Below are 24,126 nucleotides of genomic sequence, written 5' to 3' on the forward strand. Positions count from 1 at the left end.
GTGCAGGCAAGACCTAAGTTTATTGCTCAATATATTATTGCAATAAATTTGGGTCTCTTCTTCTTATGAAGGTAAAATAATTACTGTATATGGATGCTGGTGATTTTTACATATATTCTTTATAATATAAGATGTTTTGAATACTAGTGCCTTGTTTGAAAAGGATTAAATATTAGATGAGTTTATATCGTAAAATGAAGGGGGAATTGAAATGAAGAAAGTTTTCGGGGTTTTACAACTTGTTGGGAAAGCTCTTATGCTTCCAGTTGCGCTGCTTCCAGCAGCTGGTATGTTGCTTGCTTTTGGTAACATGCTTAGAAATCCTCAGTTCTTAAACTTAGTACCTGCATTAAATGGGTATTGGTTTCAAGTTGTTGCCTCAGTTATGGAGAATGCGGGAAACATAGTGTTTAATAATCTTGCTCTTTTATTTGCGGTAGGTGTTGCGGTTGGTCTAAGTGATGGTGATGGAGTTGCTGGGTTAGCGGCAATGGTTGGTTTTTTAATAATGAATGTTACCATGGGAACCTTCTTGGGTGTTAATGATAGCATGTTGAAGGATCCTATGTATGCAAATATATTAGGAGTTCCAACGCTTCAAACTGGGGTTTTTGGAGGGATAATAATTGGTGTTATTGCAGCTAGTTTGTTTAGAAAATATTATAGGATTGAATTGCCTTCATATTTAGGCTTTTTTGCTGGTAAGAGATTTGTTCCTATAGTTACAGCTGCTGGTGCTATAGTTGTTGGACTGTTAATGACGTTTATTTGGCCTCATATACAAAATGGTCTTTTGGCTTTCTCAAGAGGGATGATTGATACGAATAAGACCTTAGCTGCATTTATTTTTGGTGTTATAGAAAGAGGGTTAATTCCTTTTGGTTTGCACCATATATTCTACAATCCATTCTGGTATCAATTTGGAGAATACACAAATAAAGCTGGACAACTTATTATGGGAGATCAAAAGATATTTATGGCTCAACTTAATGATGGTGTTCCTTTTACAGCTGGAACCTTCATGACTGGTAAGTTTGTATTCATGATGTTTGGGTTGCCAGCTGCTGCGTTAGCTATATATCATGAAGCTAAGCCGGAGAAGAAAATTCTAGTTGGAAGTATAATGGCTTCGGCTGCATTGACTTCATTCTTAACAGGAATAACTGAGCCTTTAGAGTTCTCATTTTTATTTGTTGCACCAGCGTTATTTGCTGTTCACTGTGTATTTGCAGGATTAGCGTTTATGATAATGAATATATTAAATGTAAAGATTGGTATGACATTCTCAGGTGGAGCTATTGACTATATTCTATTTGGCGTTATACCCAATAGGACACGATGGTGGCTGGTTATACCAGTTGGGCTGGTGTTTGCTGTAATTTACTATGTTGGATTTAGATTTGTAATAAGAAAGTTTAATCTTAAAACTCCAGGTAGAGAAGATGAAGATGAAAATGAAAATTTAGTTTCACAAGGAGATAATGATAATTTAGCTGAAAGTATAGTAGCTGCGTTAGGGAACAAACAGAATATTAAAGAGTTAGATGCGTGCATAACAAGATTAAGAGTTACGGTAAAGGATATTAAAAAGGTTGATAGTAACAGGCTAAAGAAACTTGGTGCCGCTGGGGTAATGCAAGTGGGTGAAAATATACAGGCTATATTTGGCCCTAAGTCTGATATTATAAAGTCACAGATAAACGATATAATATCCGGTAGAGTTACTGCAAAACCTATAGCAAAAGAAGAATTGGCGGTTGAAAAGGCGGTGGAAGCTAAAGAAGTTATCAGTATTGAAAGTATAGTGGTGCCTATGACTGGTAAGTTATTAGACTTAAGTGAAGTTCCAGATGATGTTTTTGCATCTAAATTGATGGGTGATGGATTTGCATTAGAACCAACAGATGGAGTTGTAGTGGCTCCAGTAGATGGTATTATAGACTCAATATTTCCAACCAAACATGCATTTGCTATGATTGCATCGAATGGTAGAGAGCTTCTTATCCATGTGGGTATTGATACAGTAGATCTAAAAGGCCAGGGATTTGAGCTAATAGTGGAGGTAGGACAAAAGGTTAAAAAAGGAGATCCGCTATTAAAAATTGATGTAGAATATATAAGTGCAAATGCCAAGTCTACAATATCCCCAGTTATCTTCACTAATTTGTCCGAAGATGAGGCTATAAGTATAGCGCGCAATAAAGATGTAGTTAGTGGAGAAAAAGGAGTTATATCAATAGTAAAAAAACAATAAAGTATGGAATATAACCTAGGGAAAATTCTCTGGGTCTATATTTTGGAAGAATAAAATACTAAGTTTACGCAAAAATATAAAAATGTTTATTCAGAAGTCTGCATCTATAAGTTATGGTATTGAAAGATTAAATATAGGTTAGTGAGATAGATAAAGGTACTTTTTACTGTAATACATGGATGTTTGCTGTATAATATAATGGATTCAAATGAAGGACAAGAAAATAAAAGCTTTATCATGGAAAAACTAGATTGAATTACTACTAGTAAGAATTTGATTAAAAATTGTATTTGCAAAGTTACCATAAATACATTATAATGTATTTTTATAAATTTCATTGACAACTATTCAATGTTATGGTAGTATATTTAATTGCATTGAAATATAACTTTTCGTATATAAATTGGAAGGTTATGAATTAAATTATAAGATTTAGGCAAAATAATTAGATGCAGTGTATTAACTCCAATAACATTTTTATGTTTATTGGTTATTTTAGTTTATACAAGGGGTGAAAGTTGATGGTACATCCTGTCCAAAATGGAAAAAGAACTAGAATGAGCTTTGGAAAGGTAAAAGATGTTGCAGAAATGCCGAACCTAATTGAAGTACAATTAGATTCATATCAGTGGTTTTGGGATGAAGGTCTTCAAGAAGTATTTGATGATATTAATCCTATAGGTAACTTTACTGGTAATCTAGTACTTGAATTTGTAGGTTACAAACTTGATATGGATAATATCAAGTATTCTGTAGAAGAATGCAAGGAAAGAGATACAACATTTGCTGCTCCGTTAAAGGTAGCAGTCAGACTCCAAAACAAAGAAACTGGTGAAATTAAGGAACAAGAAGTTTTCATGGGTGATTTCCCGTTGATGACTGAACAAGGAACATTTGTTATTAATGGTGCAGAAAGAGTTATAGTTTCACAATTGGTAAGATCTCCAGGAGTATATTATAACTTTGCTGTTGATAAAAGTGGTAAGAAGCTTTATTCTTCAACAGTTATACCAAACAGAGGTGCTTGGTTAGAGTATGAAACAGACTCAAATGATGTTATCTATGTAAGAATAGATAAAACTAGAAAACTACCAATAACCATATTAGCAAGAGCTATGGGCTTTGGAAGCGATCAAGAGCTTGTAGAATACTTTGGTGAAGATGAAAGATTCAAAGCTACTATCGAAAAAGATAATACTAAGACAAAAGAAGAAGCTTTACTAGAGATATATAAGAGATTAAGACCAGGTGAACCACCAACTGTTGATAGTGCAGTGTCACTTATAGACTCATTGTTCTTTGATGCGAAGAGGTACGATTTATCAAGAGTCGGTAGATACAAGTTCAATAAGAAGTTAGCTATAAATTTAAGAATAGCTAACCAAGTTGCAGCTAATGATATTGTGAATCCTGAAACTGGAGAAGTTTTGGTTTCCAAGGGAGAAAAGATATCAAGAGCTAAGGCTGAAGAAATTCAAGACTCAGGAATTAATTCTGTTGATATTATTGTTGATGATAAGGTTGTTAGAGTAATAGGTAACCACTTTGTTAACATACATAAACAATTCAACTTTAATACTGATGATTTGAATATAAGAGAACTAGTTCACTATCCAACTTTAAAAGAAATTAAAGAAAATTATTCAGATGAAGAGTCTATTAAAGCGGCTATAAAGAAAAACATAAACAGACTTATACCTAAGCATATTGTAAGAGATGATATATTCGCTACAATAAGCTACGAATTGGGCTTAGCTTGGGGTGTAGGAAATGTTGATGATATAGACCATTTAGGTAATAGAAGACTTAGATCTGTAGGTGAATTGCTACAGAACCAATTTAGAATTGGGCTTTCAAGAATGGAAAGAGTAGTTAAAGAAAGAATGACTATACAGGATCAAGAAGGATTGACTCCAGGTGGGTTGATTAATATAAGACCTGTAGCAGCGGCTATTAAAGAGTTCTTTGGTAGTTCACAGCTTTCTCAATTCATGGATCAGATAAATACACTTTCTGAGTTAACTCATAAGAGAAGACTTTCAGCACTTGGACCAGGAGGTCTTTCAAGGGAAAGAGCTGGTTTCGAGGTAAGAGACGTTCATCATTCTCACTATGGTAGAATGTGTCCTATAGAAACTCCAGAAGGACCAAACATAGGGCTTATTAACTCACTTGCAACTTTTGCAAAAGTTAATGAATATGGATTTATAGAAACTCCTTATAGAGTTGTAAATAAGGAGACTGGAAAAGCTACTGATGAAATAAGATACTTTACTGCTGACGAAGAAGATCAATACTTAATAGCTCAAGCAAAGGAACCTATAGATGATGAAGGCAACTTTGTTGATAAAAGAGTTACAGTAAGAGAAAAAGGTGAAGTATTGGTTGTTCCTAGAGAAGAAGTTGATTTAATCGATGTTTCTCCAAGACAAATTGTTTCTGTTGCTACAGCGATGATACCATTCTTGGAAAATGATGATGCGTCAAGAGCTCTTATGGGATCAAACATGCAACGTCAGGCCGTTCCGCTTCTAAAACCTGCAGCGCCTATAGTTGGAACAGGAATTGAATATAAGGCAGCTGTAGACTCAGGAGTTTTACCTAAGGCAAGAAATGCCGGTGAAGCAATATATGTAAGTGCAAATGAAATAAGAATAAAGAGAGATTCTGATGGTGGTATAGACACTTATAGACTTCTTAAGTTCAAGAGAAGTAACCAAAGTACTTGTATCAACCAAAGACCTATTATTTCTAAGGGTGAGAAAATCGCTAAGAATCAAGTATTAGCTGATGGACCATCTACCGATCTTGGAGAAATAGCTTTAGGAAGAAATATAAGAATTGGTTTCATAACTTGGGAAGGTTATAACTACGAAGATGCTATGCTTATTTCTGAAGAACTAGTAAGAGAAGATGTATTTACTTCTATTCATATTGAAGAATATGAATGTGAAGCTAGAGACACTAAACTAGGACCTGAAGAAATAACAAGAGATATACCAAACGTAGGTGAAGATGCATTAAAGGATCTTGATGATAGAGGTATAATAAGAATTGGTGCTGAAGTTAGATCAGGTGACATTCTTGTAGGTAAGGTAACTCCTAAGGGTGAAACTGAACTTACTGCAGAAGAAAGATTACTTAGAGCTATATTTGGTGAAAAGGCAAGAGAAGTTAGAGATACTTCTTTAAGAGTTCCTCATGGAGAAGCTGGTATAATAGTAGACGTTAAGGTCTTTACAAGAGAGAATGGAGATGAATTACCTCCAGGAGTTAATGAACTTGTAAGATGTTATATCTGTCAAAAGAGAAAAATATCAGTTGGTGATAAGATGGCTGGTAGACATGGTAACAAGGGTGTTATATCTAGAGTATTACCTGAAGAAGATATGCCATTCTTACCAGATGGAAGACCACTACAGATATGCTTAAATCCACTAGGAGTACCTTCTCGTATGAATATAGGTCAGGTATTAGAAGTGCATCTAGGATGGGCTGCTTCTAGACTAGGATGGCATATAGCTACTCCGGTATTTGATGGAGCAACTGAAACAGATATAGAAGACTGCTTAGAACAAGCCGGATACAACAGAAATGGAAAGACAAAACTTAGAGACGGTAGAACTGGCGATGAGTTTGATAATGAAGTTACTGTTGGAATAATGTATATCTTAAAACTTGCCCATTTAGTTGATGATAAGATACATGCTAGATCAACTGGACCATACTCATTAGTTACACAACAACCACTAGGTGGTAAGGCTCAATTCGGAGGCCAGAGATTTGGTGAAATGGAAGTTTGGGCGTTAGAAGCTTATGGTGCTGCTCATACACTTCAGGAAATTTTAACAGTTAAATCAGATGATGTCGTAGGTAGAGTTAAAACTTATGAGTCAATTGTTAAAGGTGAAAATATTCCTGAACCTGGTGTACCAGAATCATTCAAGGTTCTAATTAAAGAATTACAAGCTTTATGTTTAGATGTTAGAGTTCTAAATGATGAAAATCAAGAAGTTAGACTTAAAGAACTTGTAGATGAAGACATAGAAGAATTAGAAGTAAATATAGAAGGTACTGAAGATTTAGTGCCACAAACTCCAGAGGTAGACGACAGCTATACTAGCGCAGAAGATTCTGAAGAGGATATCGACTACGATAGTTTGGATTTTGATGAATTCAATACAGACCTAGAACTTGATGATTTTAATGATGAACACTAAAAGTGAAGGGAGGATATACCCTTGTTTGAGTTAAATAATTTTGACGCTTTACAAATAGGATTGGCATCTCCAGAACAGATAAGAGAATGGTCTAGAGGTGAAGTTAAAAAACCTGAAACTATAAACTATAGAACGCTAAAGCCAGAAAGAGATGGTTTGTTCTGTGAAAGAATATTTGGACCACAAAAAGACTGGGAATGTCATTGTGGTAAGTATAAGAGAGTTAGATACAAAGGTATTGTTTGTGACAGATGTGGTGTTGAAGTTACCAAAGCTAAGGTTAGAAGAGAGAGAATGGGGCATATAGAGCTGGCTGCCCCAGTATCTCATATTTGGTACTTTAAAGGAATACCATCTAGAATGGGGTTAATACTTGATATGTCCCCAAGAGCTCTAGAAAAAGTTTTATACTTTGCATCTTATATAGTTATAGATCCAAAGGAAACACCATTACTTAAAAAGCAACTTCTAAATGAAAAAGAATATAGAGAAGCTGTAGATAAGTATGGTGAAGAAAGCTTTGTTGCAGGAATGGGTGCTGAAGCAGTTAAGGATTTATTAGCTGAAATTGATTTAGAAAGATCATCAGTTGAGCTAAAGGAAGAATTAAAAACAAGCACTGGACAAAAAAGAGTTAGGGTTATAAGAAGACTTGAAGTTATAGAATCATTTAGAAAGTCAGGTAACAAGCCTGAGTGGATGATTGTCGATGTAATTCCAGTTATACCTCCAGATTTAAGACCAATGGTTCAGTTAGATGGAGGAAGATTTGCTACATCAGATTTAAATGATCTTTACAGAAGAGTTATAAACAGAAATAACAGACTTAAAAAACTATTAGATCTTGGTGCGCCAGATATAATAGTAAGAAATGAAAAAAGAATGCTTCAAGAAGCTGTAGATGCCTTGATTGACAATGGTAGAAGAGGTAGACCTGTAACTGGTCCTGGAAACAGACCTCTAAAATCACTTTCTGACATGCTTAAAGGTAAGCAAGGTAGATTCAGACAAAACCTTCTTGGTAAGAGAGTTGACTACTCTGGAAGATCTGTTATAGTTGTAGGGCCTGAACTTAAGATGTACCAATGTGGACTTCCAAAGGAAATGGCTTTAGAACTATTTAAACCTTTCGTAATGAAAAAGTTAGTTCAAGATGGAGTAGCTCATAATATAAAGAGTGCTAAGAGAATGGTAGAAAGAGTAATGCCTCAAGTGTGGGATGTGCTTGAAGATGTAATAGCAGACCATCCAGTATTACTTAACCGTGCTCCTACACTACACAGACTTGGAATTCAAGCGTTCCAGCCTATACTTGTAGAAGGTAGAGCGATAAAACTACATCCTCTAGTTTGTACAGCGTATAATGCGGATTTCGATGGAGACCAAATGGCTGTCCATGTTCCGTTATCAGTAGAAGCTCAAGCTGAGGCAAGATTCTTAATGCTTGCAGCAGGTAACATACTTAAACCTTCAGATGGTAAACCAGTATCTGTTCCTACACAGGATATGGTATTAGGATCATACTATCTAACTATGGATAAGGATGGAGCTAAAGGAGAAGGTAAACATTTTGCATCTTTTGAAGAGGCTTTAATGGCTTACCAATTAAAAGAAATTGAAATTCACGCAAAGATATTTGTAAGAATGACTAAGGTTGTTGATGGTGTTAAAAAATCTGGTAGTATCAAAACTACTATTGGTAAAATAATATTTAACGAATCTATACCTCAAGACCTAGGATTTGTAGATAGAACTAATCCAGCAGATGAATTTAATCTTGAAGTAGATTTCTTAATAACTAAGAAGTCACTTGGACAGATTATAGATGCTTGCTATATGGTTCACGGACCAACAAAGACATCAATCATGCTTGATAAGATAAAAGCTCAAGGATATCACTATTCAACTATTGGAGCTGTAACAGTAGCAGCATCTGATATGATAGTGCCTCAGGCAAAATATGAACTTCTTAGAGCAACTGATGAAACAATCGAAAAGATTGAAAAGATGTATAGAAGAGGATTCATATCAGAAGATGAAAGATATGAAAGAGTTATAGAGAAGTGGACTAAGACAACAGAAGAAGTTGCTAACGCACTTATGGATAGTTTGGATAAATTTAATCCAATATTCATGATGGCTGACTCTGGAGCCAGAGGATCTAAGTCTCAGATCAAGCAGCTTGCTGGTATGAGAGGTCTTATGGCGAGTCCATCTGGTAAGATTATAGAGTTACCAATCAGAGCTTCATTTAGAGAAGGTCTTGACGTTTCAGAGTACTTTATATCCACACATGGTGCTAGAAAGGGTAATGCCGATACAGCTCTTAAGACTGCTGACTCAGGATACTTAACAAGAAGACTTGTTGATGTAAGCCAAGATGTTATAGTAAGGCATGAAGATTGTGGTACTGAAGAGGGTATATATGTAAGTGAAATAAAAGATGGTAATGAAATAATTGAAACCATTAAAGAAAGAATTGTAGGAAGATATATAGCTGAAGATATAGTACATCCAGAAACTAATGAAGTTATTGTTCCTGCACAATCTTATATAGAAAATGACATAGCTGATAAGGTTGTTGCTGCTGGTGTTAAGAAGATTAAGATAAGATCTGTATTTACATGTAAAGCTAAAGTTGGAGTATGTGCTAGATGTTATGGAATGAACATGGCGACTGCACAAAAAATTAACATTGGTGAAGCTGTAGGTATAGTTGCAGCTCAATCTATAGGTGAACCTGGTACGCAGCTTACAATGAGAACATTCCATACTGGTGGAGTTGTTGGAGCAGATATAACTCAAGGTCTTCCTAGAGTTGAAGAACTTTTCGAAGCAAGAAAACCTAAGGGGTTAGCGATAGTAAGTGAAATATCAGGAACAGTAAGAGTAGAAGAAACTAAGAAAAAGAGAGTAGTAGTAGTAACTTCAAATGAAGGTGAAGAATATAGCTATGATATACCTTTTGGATCAAGACTTAAGGTTTCAGATGGCAATATAATTGAAGCTGGAGATGAGGTTACAGAAGGTTCAGTAAATCCACATGATGTAATGGCAATAAAGGGTGTGGATGGAGCAAGACAGTACCTTCTATCAGAAGTTCAAAAAGTTTATAGACTACAGGGTGTTGATATCAATGATAAGCATCTAGAAGTCGTTGTTAGACAGATGACTAGAAAAGTTAAGGTAACAGAATCAGGAGATACTGAACTTTTACCTGGAACAATGATAGATATGTTTGACTTTGATGAAGAAAATGAAAGAGTTAAAGCTTTTGGAGGAGAACTAGCTCAAGGTGAAAAAGTTCTTCTTGGTATAACAAAGGCAGCTCTTGCTACTGATAGTTTCCTTTCAGCGGCATCATTCCAAGAAACTACTAGAGTTCTAACTGATGCAGCTATAAAGGGTAAAGTAGATCCACTACTTGGATTAAAGGAAAATGTAATAATTGGTAAACTTATTCCAGCTGGTACTGGAATGATGAGATATAGATCAGTAAAATTGAGCACTGAGAGTGCTTTAGCTGAAAAAGAAACAGCTAATGCCCTTGAAGAGTAGTAATTAATTTTATTGACAGCAAAATTGATAGATGATACAATACAATTTGTGTGATTTAGCATAATTCTACAAGATTAACTTGTTTACATGATAGCATTGAGGTGAAGTTCCGTGCTTTACCTCCATGTTACTGTTTATTAGGGAGGTATTTTCATGATAGACAGACTTTTAGGCAAAAAGGTCATAGGCACTAAGCAATGTATCAAATCCATGAAAAGTGGAGAAGGAAAAACACTATATATAGCTAAAGATGCTGAACAAAAGTTAGTTAATCCTATAGTGGATTTGGCTAAAGAACATGGTGTTGAAGTCAAGTATATTAATACAATGAAGGAACTTGGTCGTATGTGCGGCATAGAAGTAGGTTCTGCTGCCACACTTATGTTAGAGTAACTTAGCGAACACCTAATTTTATATAGATAGTTCAAAAAACTTTCAGGAGGTGAAATGAATGCCAACTATAAGCCAATTAGTAAGAAAAGGCAGAAAGACACTAGCAACTAAATCAACTGCACCAGCACTTAAGGAAAGTCCTCAAAAAAGAGGAGTTTGTACTGTAGTTAAAACAACTACTCCAAAGAAGCCTAACTCAGCTCTTAGAAAAATTGCCAGAGTTAGATTGACTAATGGATACGAAGTTACAGCTTACATCCCAGGTGTTGGACACAACTTACAAGAGCACAGTGTTGTTCTTATAAGAGGTGGAAGAGTTAAGGATCTTCCTGGTGTTAGATACCACATAGTTAGAGGAGCATTAGACTCAGCTGGAGTAGCTAACAGAATGCAGTCAAGATCAAAATATGGTGCTAAGAAACCAAAGCAAAAATAATTTTTGCTGACAGTGCTATGTCTTCAGCATTTACATAGATTTGTATGAGTTTATATAGATAGCAGAAGTCAGAGCGCTTTGCGGTATTAATTTACCGAGTACCGATGAACTTAAAACTAAATTGTTAAGGAGGGAAGAAAAGTGCCAAGAAAAGGACATATTGCGAAGAGAGATGTATTACCAGATCCAGTATACAACTCAAAGGTTGTAACAAAGTTAATAAACAATGTTATGGAAGATGGTAAAAAAGGAGTAGCACAAAAAATATGCTACGATGCATTTGAAATTATGGCTCAAAGAACAGGTAAAGATGCTCTTGAAGTTTTTGAAACAGCTATGAACAACATCATGCCATTACTAGAAGTAAAGGCTAGAAGAATAGGTGGAGCAAACTACCAAGTTCCAATAGAAGTTAGACCTGAAAGAAGACAGACTCTAGCTCTTAGATGGTTACTTGCAGCTTCAAATAACAGAGGCGAAAAGTACATGAGAGAAAGATTAGCTAACGAACTTTTAGACGCAGCTAATAATACTGGAGCAGCTGTTAAGAAGAGAGAAGATATGCATAGAATGGCTGAGGCTAATAAAGCATTCGCTCATTACAGATACTAATTTTGAAACTGTTTTGGCTTGTGCCAAAGCAGTTTTGTCGAATTTATATAATTATAAAGCGAGAGGAGGAAATGTTTCATGGCTAGAAAATATTCGTTAGAAAAATTCCGTAACTTCGGAATAATGGCTCATATAGATGCTGGTAAAACAACAACTACTGAGCGTATATTATTCTATACAGGAAAAAGTCATAAAATAGGTGAAGTACATGAAGGTGCAGCTACAATGGACTGGATGGTTCAAGAACAAGAAAGAGGTATAACAATTACTTCTGCTGCAACAACATGTGTATGGAAAGAACATGAATTAAACATAATAGATACACCAGGACACGTAGATTTTACAATTGAAGTTGAAAGATCATTAAGAGTACTAGATGGTGCTGTTACTGTTCTTGATGCTAAATCAGGAGTTGAACCTCAAACTGAAACTGTATGGAGACAGGCAGATAAGTATGGTGTTCCAAGAATGATTTATGTAAACAAAATGGATGCTACTGGAGCAGATTTCTTCAGATGTATTACTACAGTTAGAGATAGATTAAAAGCTAATGCTGTTCCAATACAAATACCAGTTGGATCAGAAGAAAACTTTAAGGGTATAATAGACCTTATAAAGAATAAAGCTGAAATCTACTATGATGATCTTGGAAAAGATGTTAGAGAAGAAGAAATACCAGCAGAATTAGCAGATCAAGCTGAAGAATATAGAGCAGCTATGGTTGAAGCTATTGCTGAAACTGATGAAGAATTAATGATGAAATACCTTGAAGGTGAAGAAATAACTGCTGAAGAGTTAAAGTTAGCTTTGAGAAAAGCTACTATAGCTAATCAAATAGTACCATGTATATGTGGTTCTTCATACAAGAATAAGGGTGTTCAATTAATGATTGATGGTGTTGTTGATTACCTACCATCACCATTAGATATACCTCCAGTTCAAGGTACAAACTTAGAAGGTGAAGCTGATTCAAGAGAAGCATCAGATGATGTTCCAATGTCAGCGTTAGCATTTAAGATAGCAACTGACCCATTTGTTGGTAAGTTAGCATTTACAAGAATTTACTCAGGTGTTATGAAGAGTGGTACTTATGTACTTAACTCAACAAAGGGTAAGAAAGAAAGAATTGGTAGACTTGTTAAGATGCATGCTAATTCTAGAGAAGAAGTTGAAGAATTAGAAGCAGGAGAATTAGGAGCAGTTATCGGACTAAAGAACACTACTACTGGTGATACTTTATGTAGCGAAGACCAACCAATAATTCTTGAGTCTATGGAATTCCCAGAACCAGTTATAAACGTTGCTATTGAGCCAAAGACAAAAGCTGGTCAAGAAAAGATGGGCTTAGCTCTTGCTAAACTTGCAGAAGAAGATCCATCATTTAAAACTTATACAAACCAAGAAACAGGTCAAACAATTATAGCTGGTATGGGTGAATTACACCTTGAAATTATAGTTGATAGACTTACAAGAGAATTCAAAGTTGAATGTAATGTAGGTGCTCCTCAAGTTGCTTACAAAGAAACAATTAGAGCTGCAGTTAAAGCAGAAGCTAAGTATGCTAAGCAATCAGGTGGTAAAGGACAATACGGTCACTGCGTAATTGAAATGGAACCAACTGAAGGAGAATATACATTTGAAAATGCTGTAGTCGGAGGAGCTATTCCAAGAGAATACATTCCAGCAATCGACAACGGTATACAAGAGGCTTCTAAGAATGGTATTATAGCTGGATACCCAGTTATAAACTTCAAAGTAAAAGTTGTTCATGGATCATACCATGAAGTTGACTCATCTGAAATGGCATTTAAGATTGCTGGATCTATGGCATTCAAGAACGCTATGGCTAAAGCTAATCCAGTATTACTTGAGCCTATGATGAAGGTTGAAGTTACTATGCCAGAAGAGTACATGGGAGATGTTATGGGTGACCTTAACTCAAGAAGAGGTAGAATCGAAGGTATGGAAGCTCTTAATGGAGCTCAAGTTATCAGAGCATTCGTTCCACTTTCAGAGATGTTTGGTTATGCTACAACATTAAGATCAAGAACTCAAGGTAGAGGTGTTTACACAATGGTATTCGACCACTACGAAGAAGTTCCAAAGAGCATTCAAGAACAAATAGCAGGTAAAAAAGCTTAATAGATAGCTTAATTATATAAAGTTATTTTAAGGAGGAATTCAAAAATGGCAAAGTCTAAATTTGAAAGAAATAAGCCACACGTAAATATCGGAACAATAGGACACGTAGACCACGGTAAGACAACATTAACAGCTGCAATCACAACAGTATTAGCAAACAAGGGATTTGCAGAAGCATTTAAGTATGACGAAATAGATAAGGCGCCAGAAGAAAAAGAAAGAGGAATCACAATCAACACAGCACACGTTGAGTACCAAACAGAAAACAGACATTATGCTCACGTTGACTGTCCAGGACATGCTGACTATGTTAAGAACATGATAACAGGAGCAGCACAAATGGATGGAGCTATACTAGTAGTATCAGCTGCAGACGGCCCAATGCCACAAACAAGAGAACATATACTACTAGCATCAAGAGTTGGTGTTGACTATATAGTAGTATTCTTAAATAAAGCAGATATGGTTGACGACGAAGAATTATTAGAATTAGTTGAAATGGAAGTTAGAGAACTATTAAGCGAGTACAACTTCCCAGGAGATGACATTCCAGTAATAAAGGGATCAGCATTAAAAGCATTAGAAAACCCAACAGATGCAGATGCAACAGCATGCATAACTGAGTTAATGGATGCAGTAGATAGCTATATCCCAACACCAGAAAGAGCAACAGATAAGCCATTCTTAATGCCAATAGAAGATGTATTCACAATCACAGGTAGAGGAACAGTTGCAACAGGAAGAGTTGAAAAGGGAATACTACATGTAGGTGAAGAAGTTGAAATAATAGGTCTTTCAGAAGAAAGAAGAAAGACAGTAGTAACAGGAATAGAAATGTTCAGAAAGTTACTAGATGAAGCACAAGCAGGAGATAATATAGGAGCTCTATTAAGAGGTGTACAAAGAACAGACATCGAAAGAGGTCAAGTATTAGCTAAGACAGGATCAGTAAATCCACACGACAAGTTCGTAGGTCAAGTATACGTACTTAAGAAAGAAGAAGGCGGAAGACATACACCATTCTTCGATGGATACAGACCACAATTCTACTTCAGAACAACAGACGTTACAGGATCAATCAAGTTACCAGAAGGAATGGAAATGGTTATGCCTGGAGACCACATTGACATGAATGTTGAATTAATAACTCAAGTAGCGATGGATGAAGGATTAAGATTCGCTATAAGAGAAGGTGGAAGAACTGTAGGTTCAGGTGTTGTTACTAGCATTATCGCTAAATAATAATACTGTAAATAAAGTTAGTCGTAAAAGTTTAATATAAATCTTGTATTTTAGTACCGGTTGAACTTTCGGGAATTTATGCCTGAATTCGAATGATAAGATTAGTTTGCGCGGACTATGAAAATTATTTGGAGTAAAGGAAATGTTCGAGTATATACTTAAACGTAGGTTGATAAGCGCAAAATCAACTTACAAGTTCAAAAAAGGCCTTAAGATAGCGGGTAAAGAGACGTCTTTACCCGCTATTTTTCTTTTAATTCCAGTATAAGATTTATTCTAATTAAGCATAGTAATTTAAAGAATTTATAATAGCTATTTAGAATAAATAGTCTAAAATAAATCTTATTGCATATCATAATTTCTCTGCAGATGCTACAACACTCACTTAAAAAGATTTTTTCAAGAAGTCTTCTAGATGTTAAAGTACTTCGGTTAACAGAATTATTAATTCTATTTGTATAAGAAAGATTTAAATAGGCAATTGAAATTATAGAATGTTAACGTACCAATTGATTAGAATATTATTTCTAATAAAAGCTATGGATTAAACAATGAAGAGTGCATCAAGCTTATTACTTATCTTAAATTTATAATTAAAATAAGAGATGGTAAATAATACTGACTTGGGTAAACAATTTCATAAGTGGACTTTTCCTAAGGATGTATATATAATGGTTTTAATGTGAAAAATGAATAGATTGAGGTGTTATTTTTGCCTAATCTAAGTATGTGTTTTGAATTAACAGATATAGTGTATGGATTAGAATATTGTTTTATATGATTTAATATAACCAGTAAAGAATGTTTTTTAGTGATAAATAGATTTAGAAGTGGTATAAATTAGTTTGATTATGTGGAAGTAGATGGTATAAATATTATTAATTAAAGATTAGGTAAAAACATAAAAAAAGCTTGAAAATCAAATTTATTCATAGTATAATAAAGAAGTTGCAAAGCAAACAGTGATGAATCAAGAGGTTGCGGGACTTCCCGGTAATTCTTGATGAGTATGTCTGGATCTAGAATCCGACGACAGGGAATCTGTAGATTTATTACTAAAAGTACGAAACACCCGGTGCAGTTTACAGAAGTTCCGCTGTTGTGCGTAAGAAGTAATGCGTACATGAAAAGGAGGGAAAGCACATGTCAAAACAAAAAATAAGAATCAGATTAAAAGCGTTTGATCATACAATATTAGATCAATCAGCTGAGAAAATTGTTGAAACTGCAAAGGCTACTGGAGCGAAGGTTGCAGGACCAGTTCCACTACCAACTGAAAAAGACATTGTAACAGTTCTTAGAGCAGTTCACAAATATAAGGATTCCAGAGAGCAGTTCGAAATCAGAACTCACAAGAGATTAATCGATATAGTTAATCCATCACCTAAAACTGTTGATGCATTAATGAGATTAAATCTTCCAGCAGGTGTAGATATCGAAATAAAGCTTTAATTTTAGATTATAAGTTTTTATGATTTTGAACTATTATGATTGCTTATAAGTAATCCGCTAATAAGTTTAGGAGGTGTAACCACATGAAAAAAGCAATATTAGGAAGAAAAATTGGAATGACTCAAATATTTGATCAAAATGGTAAGGTTGTTCCAGTAACTGTTGTTGAAGCTGGTCCATGTGTAGTTGTTCAAAAGAAGACTGTTGAAAAAGATGGTTATGAAGCTATACAGGTTGGATTTGGCGATGTAAGAGAAAAGTTGGTTAACAAGCCAGCTAAGGGACATTTTGCAAAGGCTGGTGTAGCATTAAAGAGACGTCTTAAAGAGTTCAGACTTGAAGATGTTGCTGCATATGAAGTAGGTCAAGAAATAAAAGCTGACTTATTCCAAGCTGGAGAAAAAGTAGATGTTTCTGGTACATCAAAAGGTAAGGGATTCCAAGGAACTATAAAGAGATGGAATGGTCACAGAGGACCAATGACACACGGTTCTAAGTTCCACAGATCTGTAGGTTCAATGGGAGCTTCTTCAGATCCATCAAGAACATTCAAAAACAAGAAAATGCCTGGACATATGGGTGCTGAAAAGACAACTGTTCTTAATTTAGAAGTTGTCAAAGTAATGCCTGAAAAGAATCTTATACTAATAAAGGGTGGTATCCCAGGTCCAAATAAAGGGACTGTAGTTATAAGAAATACAGTTAAGGCTTAATTTTCTGTAGAAAGGAGGAATAATGATGCCTGTAGTAGGATTATTTAATAAAGAAGGACAAAAAGTTGGAGATTTCCAATTAAATGAGAATGTGTTCGGAGTTGAAATAAATGAACATGCAATGCATCAAGTAGTTGTAGCATTACTTGCGAATAAAAGACAAGGAACTCAATCAGCTAAAACAAGAGCTGAAGTTTCAGGTGGTGGAATAAAGCCATGGAGACAAAAGGGAACTGGTAGAGCAAGACAAGGTTCAACTAGATCACCACAATGGGCTCATGGTGGTATTGTATTTGCACCAAAGCCAAGAAGTTATAGAGTATCTATACCAAAGACTATGAGAAGAGTTGCTATGAAATCTGCACTAAGCAGTAAAGTAGTTGATAACAGCTTATTAGTTCTTGAAGGATTAGATTTCGAAACTCCAAAGACAAAGCAAGTTATTAGTCTTTTAAATGCATTAGAAGCTAAGAAGACATTAATAGTAACTGCAGAATCAAATGAGAATGTATATAAATCAGCAAGAAACATTCCTGGAGTAGCAGTAGTTCCAGTAAACAATATAAATGTTTATGATTTATTAAAATATGATAAGCTAGTGATCACAAAAGATGCAGTAGCTAAGATTGAGGAGGTGTACGCATAATGAATTTAAATAGCCATGATATAATAAGAAAGCCAGTTATAACTGAAAAGAGTATGGCAATAATGGCAGAAAAGAAATACACCTTCATAGTTCATAAATCAGCAAACAAAGTTCAAATAAAGAAAGCTGTAGAAGAAGTTTTCGGCGTTAAAGTTGAAGATGTTAAGACTATGAGAGTTGAAGGAAAAACAAAGAGAGTTGGCGTTCACATCGGAAAGAGAGCTGACTTCAAGAAAGCTGTAGTTAAATTATCAGCTGATAGTAAGAATATTGAATTCTTTGAAGGAATGCAATAATAATTAAAGCAGTTATTGGTCGAATGGCCAGATAAGCGTAAGAAGGAGGGAATTTAAATGGCAGTTAAGAAGTTTAACCCTACCACACCATCTAGAAGAAATATGACTATGTCAACTTTCGAAGAAATAACTACTGATGTACCAGAGAAATCACTTCTTGTATCATTAAGTAGCACTGGTGGTAGAAATGCACAGGGTAAGATAACTGTTAGACACCACGGTGGTGGAGCTAAGAGAAAATATAGAATTATAGATTTTAAGAGAAACAAAGATGGAGTTACAGCAAAGGTTGCTACTATAGAATACGATCCTAATAGATCTGCTTATATAGCACTTGTTGTATATGCTGATGGTGAGAAGAGATACATACTTGCTCCAGTAGGATTAAAAGTTGGAGATGTAGTAGTATCAGGACCAGAATCAGATATAAAACCAGGAAACGCTCTTCCTTTAAAGAATATTCCAGTTGGTACTTTTGTTCATAACATTGAACTACAAGCTGGTAAAGGTGGCCAAATGGTTAGATCAGCTGGTACAGCTGCTCAGTTAATGGCTAAAGAAGGAGCATATGCTACTTTAAGATTACCTTCAGGTGAAATGAGATATGTTAGAGTTGAATGCAGAGCTACTATAGGTACTGTATCAAACTTAACTCATGAAATCATTAAATTAGGTAAAGCTGGTAGAAAGAGACACATGGGTTGGAGACCAACTGTAAGAGGATCTGTAATGAACCCAGTAGACCATCCACACGGTGGTGGTGAAGGTAAGTCACCAGTAGGTAGACCATCTCCATTAACACCTTGGGGTAAACCAGCTCTTGGATACAAGACAAGAAAGCATAAAAAATACTCAGATAGATTCATCATTAAGAGAAGAAACGACAAGTAGTATGAAGAGAGTGTTAAATTCTCTTCATAGATTACTAACTTATTCAGAAAGTGAAGGGAGGATATTCTAGTGAGTAGATCAACTAAAAAGGGACCTTTCGTGCATGCTGGTCTTATGAAGAAAATAGAAGAAATGAATCAAGCTGGTGACAAGAAAGTTGTAAAGACTTGGTCAAGAAGCTCAACTATATTCCCACAAATGATTGGACACACAATTGCTGTTCATGATGGAAGAAAGCATGTTCCAGTTTATGTATCAGAAGATATGGTTGGACATAAATTAGGTGAATTTGCATTAACAAGAACTTTCAAAGGTCATGTTGATACAGAAAAGACTTCAAAGAGAAAGTAATAGCCTGGAAAGGAGGAACTTAAATGGAAGCTAAAGCCATTGCTAAGTATGTAAGAATGTCTCCTTTAAAAGTAGGAGTAGTTCTTGATTTAATAAGAGGAAAAAATGTTAATGAAGCTTTTGCTATATTACAATACACTCCAAAAGATGCTGCTGAGGTAATATCTAAGGTACTTAAGTCAGCTGTAGCTAACGCTGAAAACAATCATAGTTTAGACGTTAGTAGATTATTTGTAGCACAAGCACATGTAGGTCAAGGACCAACATTAAAGAGATTCAGACCTCATGCTCAAGGTAGAGCGTTCAGAATAAACAAGAGAACAAGTCATATAACACTTGTTGTTAAAGAAAGAGCTTAATAGAAGGAGGGAAACAGATGGGTCAAAAAGTACATCCTCATGGATTAAGAGTTGGCGTAATTAAAGATTGGAATGCTAAATGGTATGCTGATAAGAAAAACTTCGCTGATAATCTAGTTGAAGATCATCAAATAAGAGAATTCGTGAAGAAAGAATTATTCTCAGCAGGTATTTCTAAAATAGAAATCGAAAGAGCTGCAAAGAGAGTAAAGTTAAATATACACACTGCTAAACCTGGTGTTATCATCGGTAGAGGCGGAGCTGGTATAGAAAGCCTTAAAGGTAAACTTGAAAAGTTTGTAAAAGAAAAGAACGTACTTATAAACATAGTAGAAGTTAAGAATGCTGAAGCAAATGCTCAGTTAATGGCTGAAAACATAGCTTCACAACTAGAAAAGAGAATTTCTTTCAGAAGAGCAATGAAGCAAACAATACAAAGAGCTATGAGAACCGGAGTTAAGGGTGTTAAAACTGCTTGCGCTGGTAGACTTGGCGGAGCTGAAATTGCAAGAACAGAATTTTACCATGAAGGTACAATTCCACTTCAAACTTTAAGAGCAGATATAGATTATGGATTTGCAGAAGCAGATACAACTTACGGTAAAATTGGAGTAAAAGTTTGGGTTTACAATGGAGAAGTTCTTCCAACTAAAAAAGTAGAGAAAGAACAAGTAAACGCATAGTAAGAAAGGAGGAATAACATCATGTTAATGCCTAAAAGAGTAAAGCATCGTAAGGTACAACGTGGTAGAATGACAGGTAAAGCTACAAGAGGTAATTTCCTTGCGTACGGAGACTTTGGAATTCAAGCTACAACTTGTGGATGGATAACAAGCAATCAAATAGAAGCTGCGAGAATAGCTATAAACAGATACATCAGAAGAGGCGGTAAGCTTTGGATAAAGATATTTCCAGATAAGCCAGTTACTGAGAAACCTGCTGAAACAAGAATGGGATCTGGTAAAGGTTCACCTGAGTACTGGGTAGCAGTAGTTAAGCCAGGTAGAGTTCTATTCGAATTATCAGGAGTTCAAGAAGAAGTAGCAAGAGAAGCTATGAGACTTGCATCACACAAACTTCCTGTAAAGACTAAGTTCGTTACAAGAAGAGATTTTGAGGAAATGGGTGGTGAAGAATAATGAAAGCTACAGAATTAAAAGAATTAAGATCAAGCAATCCTCAAGATTTAAAGGTTAAATTAAACGACCTTAAAGCTGAATTATTCAATTTAAGATTCCAATTAGCAACTGGACAATTGGAAAATCCAATGAGAATAAAAGAAGTTAAGAAATCAATAGCTCAAATTAAAACAATAATAAGAGAAGAAGAATTGAAGGCATTCCAACAATAGTCTGAAAGGAGGTTTGTCCTGTGGAAAGAGGATTAAGAAAAAAGAGAATAGGAAGAGTTGTTTCAGATAAAATGGATAAGACTATAGTAGTTGCAGTAGAAACTAAGGTAAGACATCCATTGTATGGAAAGACAGTAAACAGAACTACTAAGTTTAAGGCTCATGATGAAAATAATGAAGCAAAAATAAATGATAGAGTATTAATAATGGAAACAAGACCATTATCAAAGGATAAGAGATGGAGACTTGTTGAAATACTTGAAAGAGCTAAGTAATTTAGCGTAAGTTTCGAAAGGAGGGTAATTCTATGATACAACAACAAACCTTACTTAAAGTCGCAGATAATTCTGGAGCAAAGGAAATAATGTGTATCAGAGTTTTAGGCGGTTCAAAAAGAAAGTATGGTAATATCGGAGATATCATCGTTGCTAGCGTTAAAAGTGCAACACCAGGCGGAGTTGTTAAAAAAGGTGATGTTGTAAAAGCAGTTATCGTTAGATCAGTAAGAGGTTTAAGAAGAGCAGATGGTTCATACATCAAATTTGATGAGAACGCTGCAGTTATTATAAAGGAAGATAAGCAACCAAGAGGAACTCGTATCTTCGGACCAGTTGCTAGGGAGCTAAGAGATAAAGAATTCAATAAAATATTATCATTAGCACCTGAAGTTCTATAATAGATTAGGAGGTGGCTAAGATGAAGGTACATGTTAGAAAAAACGACTCTGTAGTTGTAATTTCAGGTAAAGACGCTGGTAAAATCGGTGAAGTTTTAAGCGTATCACCAAAGACAGGAAAAGTACTTGTTAAGGGTGTTAATATAGTTAAGAAACATGAAAAGCCAAGCAGACAAAACATGCAAGGCGGAATAATAGAGACTGAAGCACCAATATATAGTTCAAAAGTTATGCTATATTGCGAAAAGTGCAAGAGTGCAACTAGAATAAGCCATAAGGTTTTAGAAGACGGAACTAAAGTTAGAGTGTGTAAGAAGTGTGGAGAAACATTCTAGGATCTGAAAGGAGGTACAAAAAATTATGCCAAGACTTCAAGAAAAATATGAAAAAGAAGTAGTTCAAGCAATGATGGAAAAGTTCGGTTATAAGAATGTAATGCAAGTTCCAAAGCTTGAAAAAATAATAGTTAATATGGGAGTAGGAGAGGCTAAAGACAATCCTAAAGCCCTAGAATCTGCTGTTAGTGACTTAACAATAATAGTAGGTCAAAAACCTGTTATAACAAGAGCAAAGAAATCAGTTGCTAACTTTAAGATAAGACAAAATATGCCATTAGGATGCAAGGTTACATTAAGAAAAGCAAAGATGTATGAATTTGCTGATAAATTAATGTCAATAGCTCTTCCAAGAGTTAGAGATTTCAGAGGAGTTTCAAGCAAATCTTTTGATGGTAGAGGAAATTACTCACTAGGAATCAAAGAACAATTAATATTCCCAGAAATCGAGTACGATAAAGTTGATAAAGTTAGAGGAATGGATATCATCTTCGTTACAACTGCTAACACTGACGAAGAAGCAAGAGAATTGTTAAGATTCTTGGGAATGCCATTCGCTCAATAATAAGGAGGGTTACGATGGCACGTAAAGCAATGATTGAAAAATGGAAAAAAGAGCCTAAGTTCCAAACTAGGGCTTATACTAGATGTAGACTATGTGGTAGACCACATTCTGTACTTAAAAAATTCGGAATTTGCCGTATCTGTTTTAGAGAACTTGCTTACAAAGGAGAAATACCTGGATGCAAGAAGGCAAGCTGGTAAAATCATTGATGTAATGAAAGGAGGCACAATATAATGGTTATGACAGATCCTATAGCAGATTTGCTAACACGTATAAGAAATGCAAATGCTGTGAGACATGAAGTAGTAGAGGTTCCTTCTTCTAACATAAAGAAGGCTGTAGTAAATTTATTATTACAAGAAGGTTACATTAAGAATGTTGAAGAGTACAATGATGGTGTTGTACCAATGTTAAGAATCGCTTTAAAATACGGTTCTAACAAAGAAAGAGTTATAACTGGATTAAAGAGAATATCTAAGCCAGGTTTAAGAGTATACTGTAAGAAAGATGATATTCCTAAGGTTCTTAATGGATTAGGAGTTGCGGTAATATCAACTTCAAAAGGTATAGTAGTTGATAGAGAAGCTAGAAAACAAGGCCTTGGTGGAGAAGTTATTTGCTACATATGGTAATTAACTGACCAATAAAAGGTAGTGTGTTTAAATATATTAGATCGTTTATGCCAAAATACAGGAGGTGCAATTATGTCAAGAGTTGGTAGATTGCCGATAGCTATCCCTGCTGGCGTAACTGTTACTGTAACACCAGACAACGTTGTTACAGTAAAGGGTCCAAAGGGAGAGCTAGTTAAAGCTATGCACAAGGACATAACAATAGCAGTAGAAGACAATCAAGTGGTTGTTACAAGACCAAGTGATGTAAAAGAACACAGAGCTCTACACGGTTTAACAAGAGCTTTAGTAAATAATATGGTTACAGGTGTAACTCAAGGATTCCAAAAAACATTGGAATTAATAGGTGTAGGTTATAGAGCACAATTACAAGGAAAGAAGCTTGTAATGAACCTTGGATACTCACACCCAGTAGAAGTAGAACCAGTTGATGGAGTAACTTTTGCTTTAGACGGAACTACAAAAGTTCTAGTTCAAGGTATTGATAAAGAAAAAGTTGGTGCAGTTGCTGCTGATATAAGATCATGGAGAGAACCAGAACCTTATAAAGGTAAAGGTATTAAATACTCTGATGAAGTTATCAGACGTAAGGAAGGTAAGACTGGTAAGAAGTAATAGAAAGGAGTGAACCTTATGTTCAAGAAGGTAGACAGAAAAGCGTCAAGAGAAAGACGTCACCTTAGAGTACGTAAGAAAGTTTTCGGTACTTCAGCTAGACCAAGACTTTCAGTTTATAGAAGTGAAAAGAATATATACGCTCAAATAATAGATGATGTTAATGCTGTTACTCTAGTAGCTGCTTCAACTCTAGATAAAGAATTTACAGGAAAAGCTGGAAGCAACAAAGAAGCTGCAAAATTTGTTGGTGAATTAGTTGCTAAAAGAGCTGCTGAAAAGGGAATAACAGAAGTTGTTTTCGATAGAGGCGGATATGTATATCATGGAAGAGTTCAAGAATTAGCTAACGGAGCAAGAGAAGCAGGACTAAAATTCTAAAAGGAG

At 35.2% G+C, this 24,126-nt stretch carries 26 protein-coding genes; all 26 read left to right on the forward strand.

The features are described 5' to 3' along the window. Positions 1–211 precede the first annotated feature (211 nt). The 26 genes from ptsG to rplR all read left to right on the forward strand — a co-directional run bounded on the left by ptsG (position 212) and on the right by rplR (position 24,120). Entirely contained in the window at positions 212–2,254 is a 2,043-nt protein-coding gene (ptsG, locus tag C1I91_RS03585; RefSeq protein WP_128211265.1) for a glucose-specific PTS transporter subunit IIBC, read from the forward strand. A 521-nt stretch (positions 2,255–2,775) separates the two neighbouring features. Next, complete coding sequence (rpoB, locus tag C1I91_RS03590) at positions 2,776–6,474, forward strand: DNA-directed RNA polymerase subunit beta (protein WP_128211266.1); 3,699 nt, start codon at positions 2,776–2,778, stop codon at positions 6,472–6,474. 21 nt (positions 6,475–6,495) lie between these two features. Beyond that, entirely contained in the window at positions 6,496–10,032 is a 3,537-nt protein-coding gene (rpoC, locus tag C1I91_RS03595; protein ID WP_128211267.1) for a DNA-directed RNA polymerase subunit beta', read from the forward strand. Between the two features lie 153 nt (positions 10,033–10,185). Continuing rightward, a complete protein-coding gene (locus C1I91_RS03600) occupies positions 10,186–10,425 on the forward strand; it encodes a ribosomal L7Ae/L30e/S12e/Gadd45 family protein (RefSeq protein ID WP_128211268.1) in 240 nt (79 codons plus the stop codon). Between the two features lie 58 nt (positions 10,426–10,483). After that, positions 10,484–10,861, forward strand: coding sequence for a 30S ribosomal protein S12 (gene rpsL / locus C1I91_RS03605; protein WP_128211269.1), 378 nt, complete (start codon positions 10,484–10,486; stop codon positions 10,859–10,861). A 141-nt stretch (positions 10,862–11,002) separates the two neighbouring features. Beyond that, positions 11,003–11,473, forward strand: coding sequence for a 30S ribosomal protein S7 (gene rpsG / locus C1I91_RS03610; RefSeq protein WP_128211270.1), 471 nt, complete (start codon positions 11,003–11,005; stop codon positions 11,471–11,473). Positions 11,474–11,551: 78 nt separating this feature from the next. Further along, complete coding sequence (gene fusA, locus C1I91_RS03615; RefSeq protein WP_128211271.1) at positions 11,552–13,615, forward strand: elongation factor G; 2,064 nt, start codon at positions 11,552–11,554, stop codon at positions 13,613–13,615. Between the two features lie 45 nt (positions 13,616–13,660). Further along, complete coding sequence (tuf, locus tag C1I91_RS03620) at positions 13,661–14,857, forward strand: elongation factor Tu (RefSeq protein ID WP_128211256.1); 1,197 nt, start codon at positions 13,661–13,663, stop codon at positions 14,855–14,857. A gap of 1,143 nt (positions 14,858–16,000) precedes the next feature. Further along, positions 16,001–16,309: a 30S ribosomal protein S10 gene (rpsJ, locus tag C1I91_RS03625; protein ID WP_128211272.1), complete on the forward strand. Its 309-nt coding sequence runs from the start codon at positions 16,001–16,003 to the stop codon at positions 16,307–16,309. A gap of 83 nt (positions 16,310–16,392) precedes the next feature. Next, positions 16,393–17,022, forward strand: coding sequence for a 50S ribosomal protein L3 (gene rplC, locus C1I91_RS03630; RefSeq protein WP_128211273.1), 630 nt, complete (start codon positions 16,393–16,395; stop codon positions 17,020–17,022). Between the two features lie 25 nt (positions 17,023–17,047). Beyond that, positions 17,048–17,668: a 50S ribosomal protein L4 gene (rplD, locus tag C1I91_RS03635; RefSeq protein ID WP_128215906.1), complete on the forward strand. Its 621-nt coding sequence runs from the start codon at positions 17,048–17,050 to the stop codon at positions 17,666–17,668. After that, entirely contained in the window at positions 17,668–17,964 is a 297-nt protein-coding gene (gene rplW / locus C1I91_RS03640) for a 50S ribosomal protein L23 (protein ID WP_128211274.1), read from the forward strand. The genes rplD and rplW overlap by 1 nt, the downstream gene beginning before the upstream one ends. A 57-nt stretch (positions 17,965–18,021) precedes the next feature. Further along, positions 18,022–18,855, forward strand: coding sequence for a 50S ribosomal protein L2 (rplB, locus tag C1I91_RS03645; RefSeq protein WP_128211275.1), 834 nt, complete (start codon positions 18,022–18,024; stop codon positions 18,853–18,855). A gap of 69 nt (positions 18,856–18,924) precedes the next feature. Next, positions 18,925–19,206 carry a 30S ribosomal protein S19 gene (gene rpsS, locus C1I91_RS03650; protein WP_128211276.1) on the forward strand — a complete coding sequence of 94 codons (282 nt, stop codon included), beginning with the start codon at positions 18,925–18,927 and terminating at the stop codon, positions 19,204–19,206. A 23-nt stretch (positions 19,207–19,229) separates the two neighbouring features. Next, on the forward strand, positions 19,230–19,565 hold the full coding sequence (gene rplV / locus C1I91_RS03655; RefSeq protein WP_128211277.1) for a 50S ribosomal protein L22: 336 nt from the start codon (positions 19,230–19,232) through the stop codon (positions 19,563–19,565). A 17-nt stretch (positions 19,566–19,582) separates the two neighbouring features. Beyond that, the gene (gene rpsC / locus C1I91_RS03660) at positions 19,583–20,248 is read left to right on the forward strand and encodes a 30S ribosomal protein S3 (protein WP_128211278.1); all 666 of its coding nucleotides are present in this window, start codon (positions 19,583–19,585) and stop codon (positions 20,246–20,248) included. A gap of 21 nt (positions 20,249–20,269) precedes the next feature. Further along, positions 20,270–20,704 carry a 50S ribosomal protein L16 gene (gene rplP / locus C1I91_RS03665; protein WP_128211279.1) on the forward strand — a complete coding sequence of 145 codons (435 nt, stop codon included), beginning with the start codon at positions 20,270–20,272 and terminating at the stop codon, positions 20,702–20,704. Beyond that, positions 20,704–20,916, forward strand: a complete 213-nt coding sequence (gene rpmC / locus C1I91_RS03670; RefSeq protein ID WP_128211280.1) for a 50S ribosomal protein L29 — start codon at positions 20,704–20,706, stop codon at positions 20,914–20,916. Before rplP ends, rpmC begins: the two co-directional genes overlap by 1 nt. A gap of 20 nt (positions 20,917–20,936) precedes the next feature. Further along, positions 20,937–21,191, forward strand: coding sequence for a 30S ribosomal protein S17 (rpsQ, locus tag C1I91_RS03675; protein WP_128211281.1), 255 nt, complete (start codon positions 20,937–20,939; stop codon positions 21,189–21,191). 32 nt (positions 21,192–21,223) lie between these two features. Further along, positions 21,224–21,592, forward strand: a complete 369-nt coding sequence (gene rplN, locus C1I91_RS03680; RefSeq protein ID WP_128211282.1) for a 50S ribosomal protein L14 — start codon at positions 21,224–21,226, stop codon at positions 21,590–21,592. Positions 21,593–21,612: 20 nt separating this feature from the next. Next, positions 21,613–21,927, forward strand: coding sequence for a 50S ribosomal protein L24 (rplX, locus tag C1I91_RS03685; RefSeq protein ID WP_128211283.1), 315 nt, complete (start codon positions 21,613–21,615; stop codon positions 21,925–21,927). Between the two features lie 25 nt (positions 21,928–21,952). Next, a complete protein-coding gene (rplE, locus tag C1I91_RS03690; protein ID WP_128211284.1) occupies positions 21,953–22,492 on the forward strand; it encodes a 50S ribosomal protein L5 in 540 nt (179 codons plus the stop codon). A 14-nt stretch (positions 22,493–22,506) separates the two neighbouring features. After that, positions 22,507–22,692 (forward strand): type Z 30S ribosomal protein S14, encoded by a 186-nt coding sequence (locus tag C1I91_RS03695; RefSeq protein WP_128211285.1) that lies wholly within the window; start codon positions 22,507–22,509, stop codon positions 22,690–22,692. A 33-nt stretch (positions 22,693–22,725) separates the two neighbouring features. Beyond that, positions 22,726–23,124, forward strand: a complete 399-nt coding sequence (rpsH, locus tag C1I91_RS03700) for a 30S ribosomal protein S8 (protein ID WP_128211286.1) — start codon at positions 22,726–22,728, stop codon at positions 23,122–23,124. A gap of 72 nt (positions 23,125–23,196) precedes the next feature. Next, positions 23,197–23,739 carry a 50S ribosomal protein L6 gene (gene rplF / locus C1I91_RS03705; protein WP_128211287.1) on the forward strand — a complete coding sequence of 181 codons (543 nt, stop codon included), beginning with the start codon at positions 23,197–23,199 and terminating at the stop codon, positions 23,737–23,739. Between the two features lie 18 nt (positions 23,740–23,757). Next, positions 23,758–24,120 carry a 50S ribosomal protein L18 gene (gene rplR / locus C1I91_RS03710; protein ID WP_128211288.1) on the forward strand — a complete coding sequence of 121 codons (363 nt, stop codon included), beginning with the start codon at positions 23,758–23,760 and terminating at the stop codon, positions 24,118–24,120. Positions 24,121–24,126: the final 6 nt, after the last annotated feature.

This window comes from Clostridium manihotivorum, from assembly GCF_004015185.1.
Taxonomy (GTDB): domain Bacteria; phylum Bacillota; class Clostridia; order Clostridiales; family Clostridiaceae; genus Clostridium_AR; species Clostridium_AR manihotivorum.

Excerpts from the sequence above, each read along its gene's own strand:
- ptsG (WP_128211265.1), top strand. The coding sequence starts at position 212 with ATGAAGAAAGTTTTCGGGGTTTTACAACTTGTTGGGAAAGCTCTTATG.
- rpoB (WP_128211266.1), top strand. The coding sequence starts at position 2,776 with ATGGTACATCCTGTCCAAAATGGAAAAAGAACTAGAATGAGCTTTGGA.
- C1I91_RS03600 (WP_128211268.1), top strand. The coding sequence starts at position 10,186 with ATGATAGACAGACTTTTAGGCAAAAAGGTCATAGGCACTAAGCAATGT.
- rpsL (WP_128211269.1), top strand. The coding sequence starts at position 10,484 with ATGCCAACTATAAGCCAATTAGTAAGAAAAGGCAGAAAGACACTAGCA.
- fusA (WP_128211271.1), top strand. The coding sequence starts at position 11,552 with ATGGCTAGAAAATATTCGTTAGAAAAATTCCGTAACTTCGGAATAATG.
- tuf (WP_128211256.1), top strand. The coding sequence starts at position 13,661 with ATGGCAAAGTCTAAATTTGAAAGAAATAAGCCACACGTAAATATCGGA.
- rpsJ (WP_128211272.1), top strand. The coding sequence starts at position 16,001 with ATGTCAAAACAAAAAATAAGAATCAGATTAAAAGCGTTTGATCATACA.
- rplC (WP_128211273.1), top strand. The coding sequence starts at position 16,393 with ATGAAAAAAGCAATATTAGGAAGAAAAATTGGAATGACTCAAATATTT.
- rplD (WP_128215906.1), top strand. The coding sequence starts at position 17,048 with ATGCCTGTAGTAGGATTATTTAATAAAGAAGGACAAAAAGTTGGAGAT.
- rplW (WP_128211274.1), top strand. The coding sequence starts at position 17,668 with ATGAATTTAAATAGCCATGATATAATAAGAAAGCCAGTTATAACTGAA.
- rplB (WP_128211275.1), top strand. The coding sequence starts at position 18,022 with ATGGCAGTTAAGAAGTTTAACCCTACCACACCATCTAGAAGAAATATG.
- rplV (WP_128211277.1), top strand. The coding sequence starts at position 19,230 with ATGGAAGCTAAAGCCATTGCTAAGTATGTAAGAATGTCTCCTTTAAAA.
- rpsC (WP_128211278.1), top strand. The coding sequence starts at position 19,583 with ATGGGTCAAAAAGTACATCCTCATGGATTAAGAGTTGGCGTAATTAAA.
- rplP (WP_128211279.1), top strand. The coding sequence starts at position 20,270 with ATGTTAATGCCTAAAAGAGTAAAGCATCGTAAGGTACAACGTGGTAGA.
- rpmC (WP_128211280.1), top strand. The coding sequence starts at position 20,704 with ATGAAAGCTACAGAATTAAAAGAATTAAGATCAAGCAATCCTCAAGAT.
- rplN (WP_128211282.1), top strand. The coding sequence starts at position 21,224 with ATGATACAACAACAAACCTTACTTAAAGTCGCAGATAATTCTGGAGCA.
- rplX (WP_128211283.1), top strand. The coding sequence starts at position 21,613 with ATGAAGGTACATGTTAGAAAAAACGACTCTGTAGTTGTAATTTCAGGT.
- rplE (WP_128211284.1), top strand. The coding sequence starts at position 21,953 with ATGCCAAGACTTCAAGAAAAATATGAAAAAGAAGTAGTTCAAGCAATG.
- C1I91_RS03695 (WP_128211285.1), top strand. The coding sequence starts at position 22,507 with ATGGCACGTAAAGCAATGATTGAAAAATGGAAAAAAGAGCCTAAGTTC.
- rpsH (WP_128211286.1), top strand. The coding sequence starts at position 22,726 with ATGGTTATGACAGATCCTATAGCAGATTTGCTAACACGTATAAGAAAT.
- rplF (WP_128211287.1), top strand. The coding sequence starts at position 23,197 with ATGTCAAGAGTTGGTAGATTGCCGATAGCTATCCCTGCTGGCGTAACT.
- rplR (WP_128211288.1), top strand. The coding sequence starts at position 23,758 with ATGTTCAAGAAGGTAGACAGAAAAGCGTCAAGAGAAAGACGTCACCTT.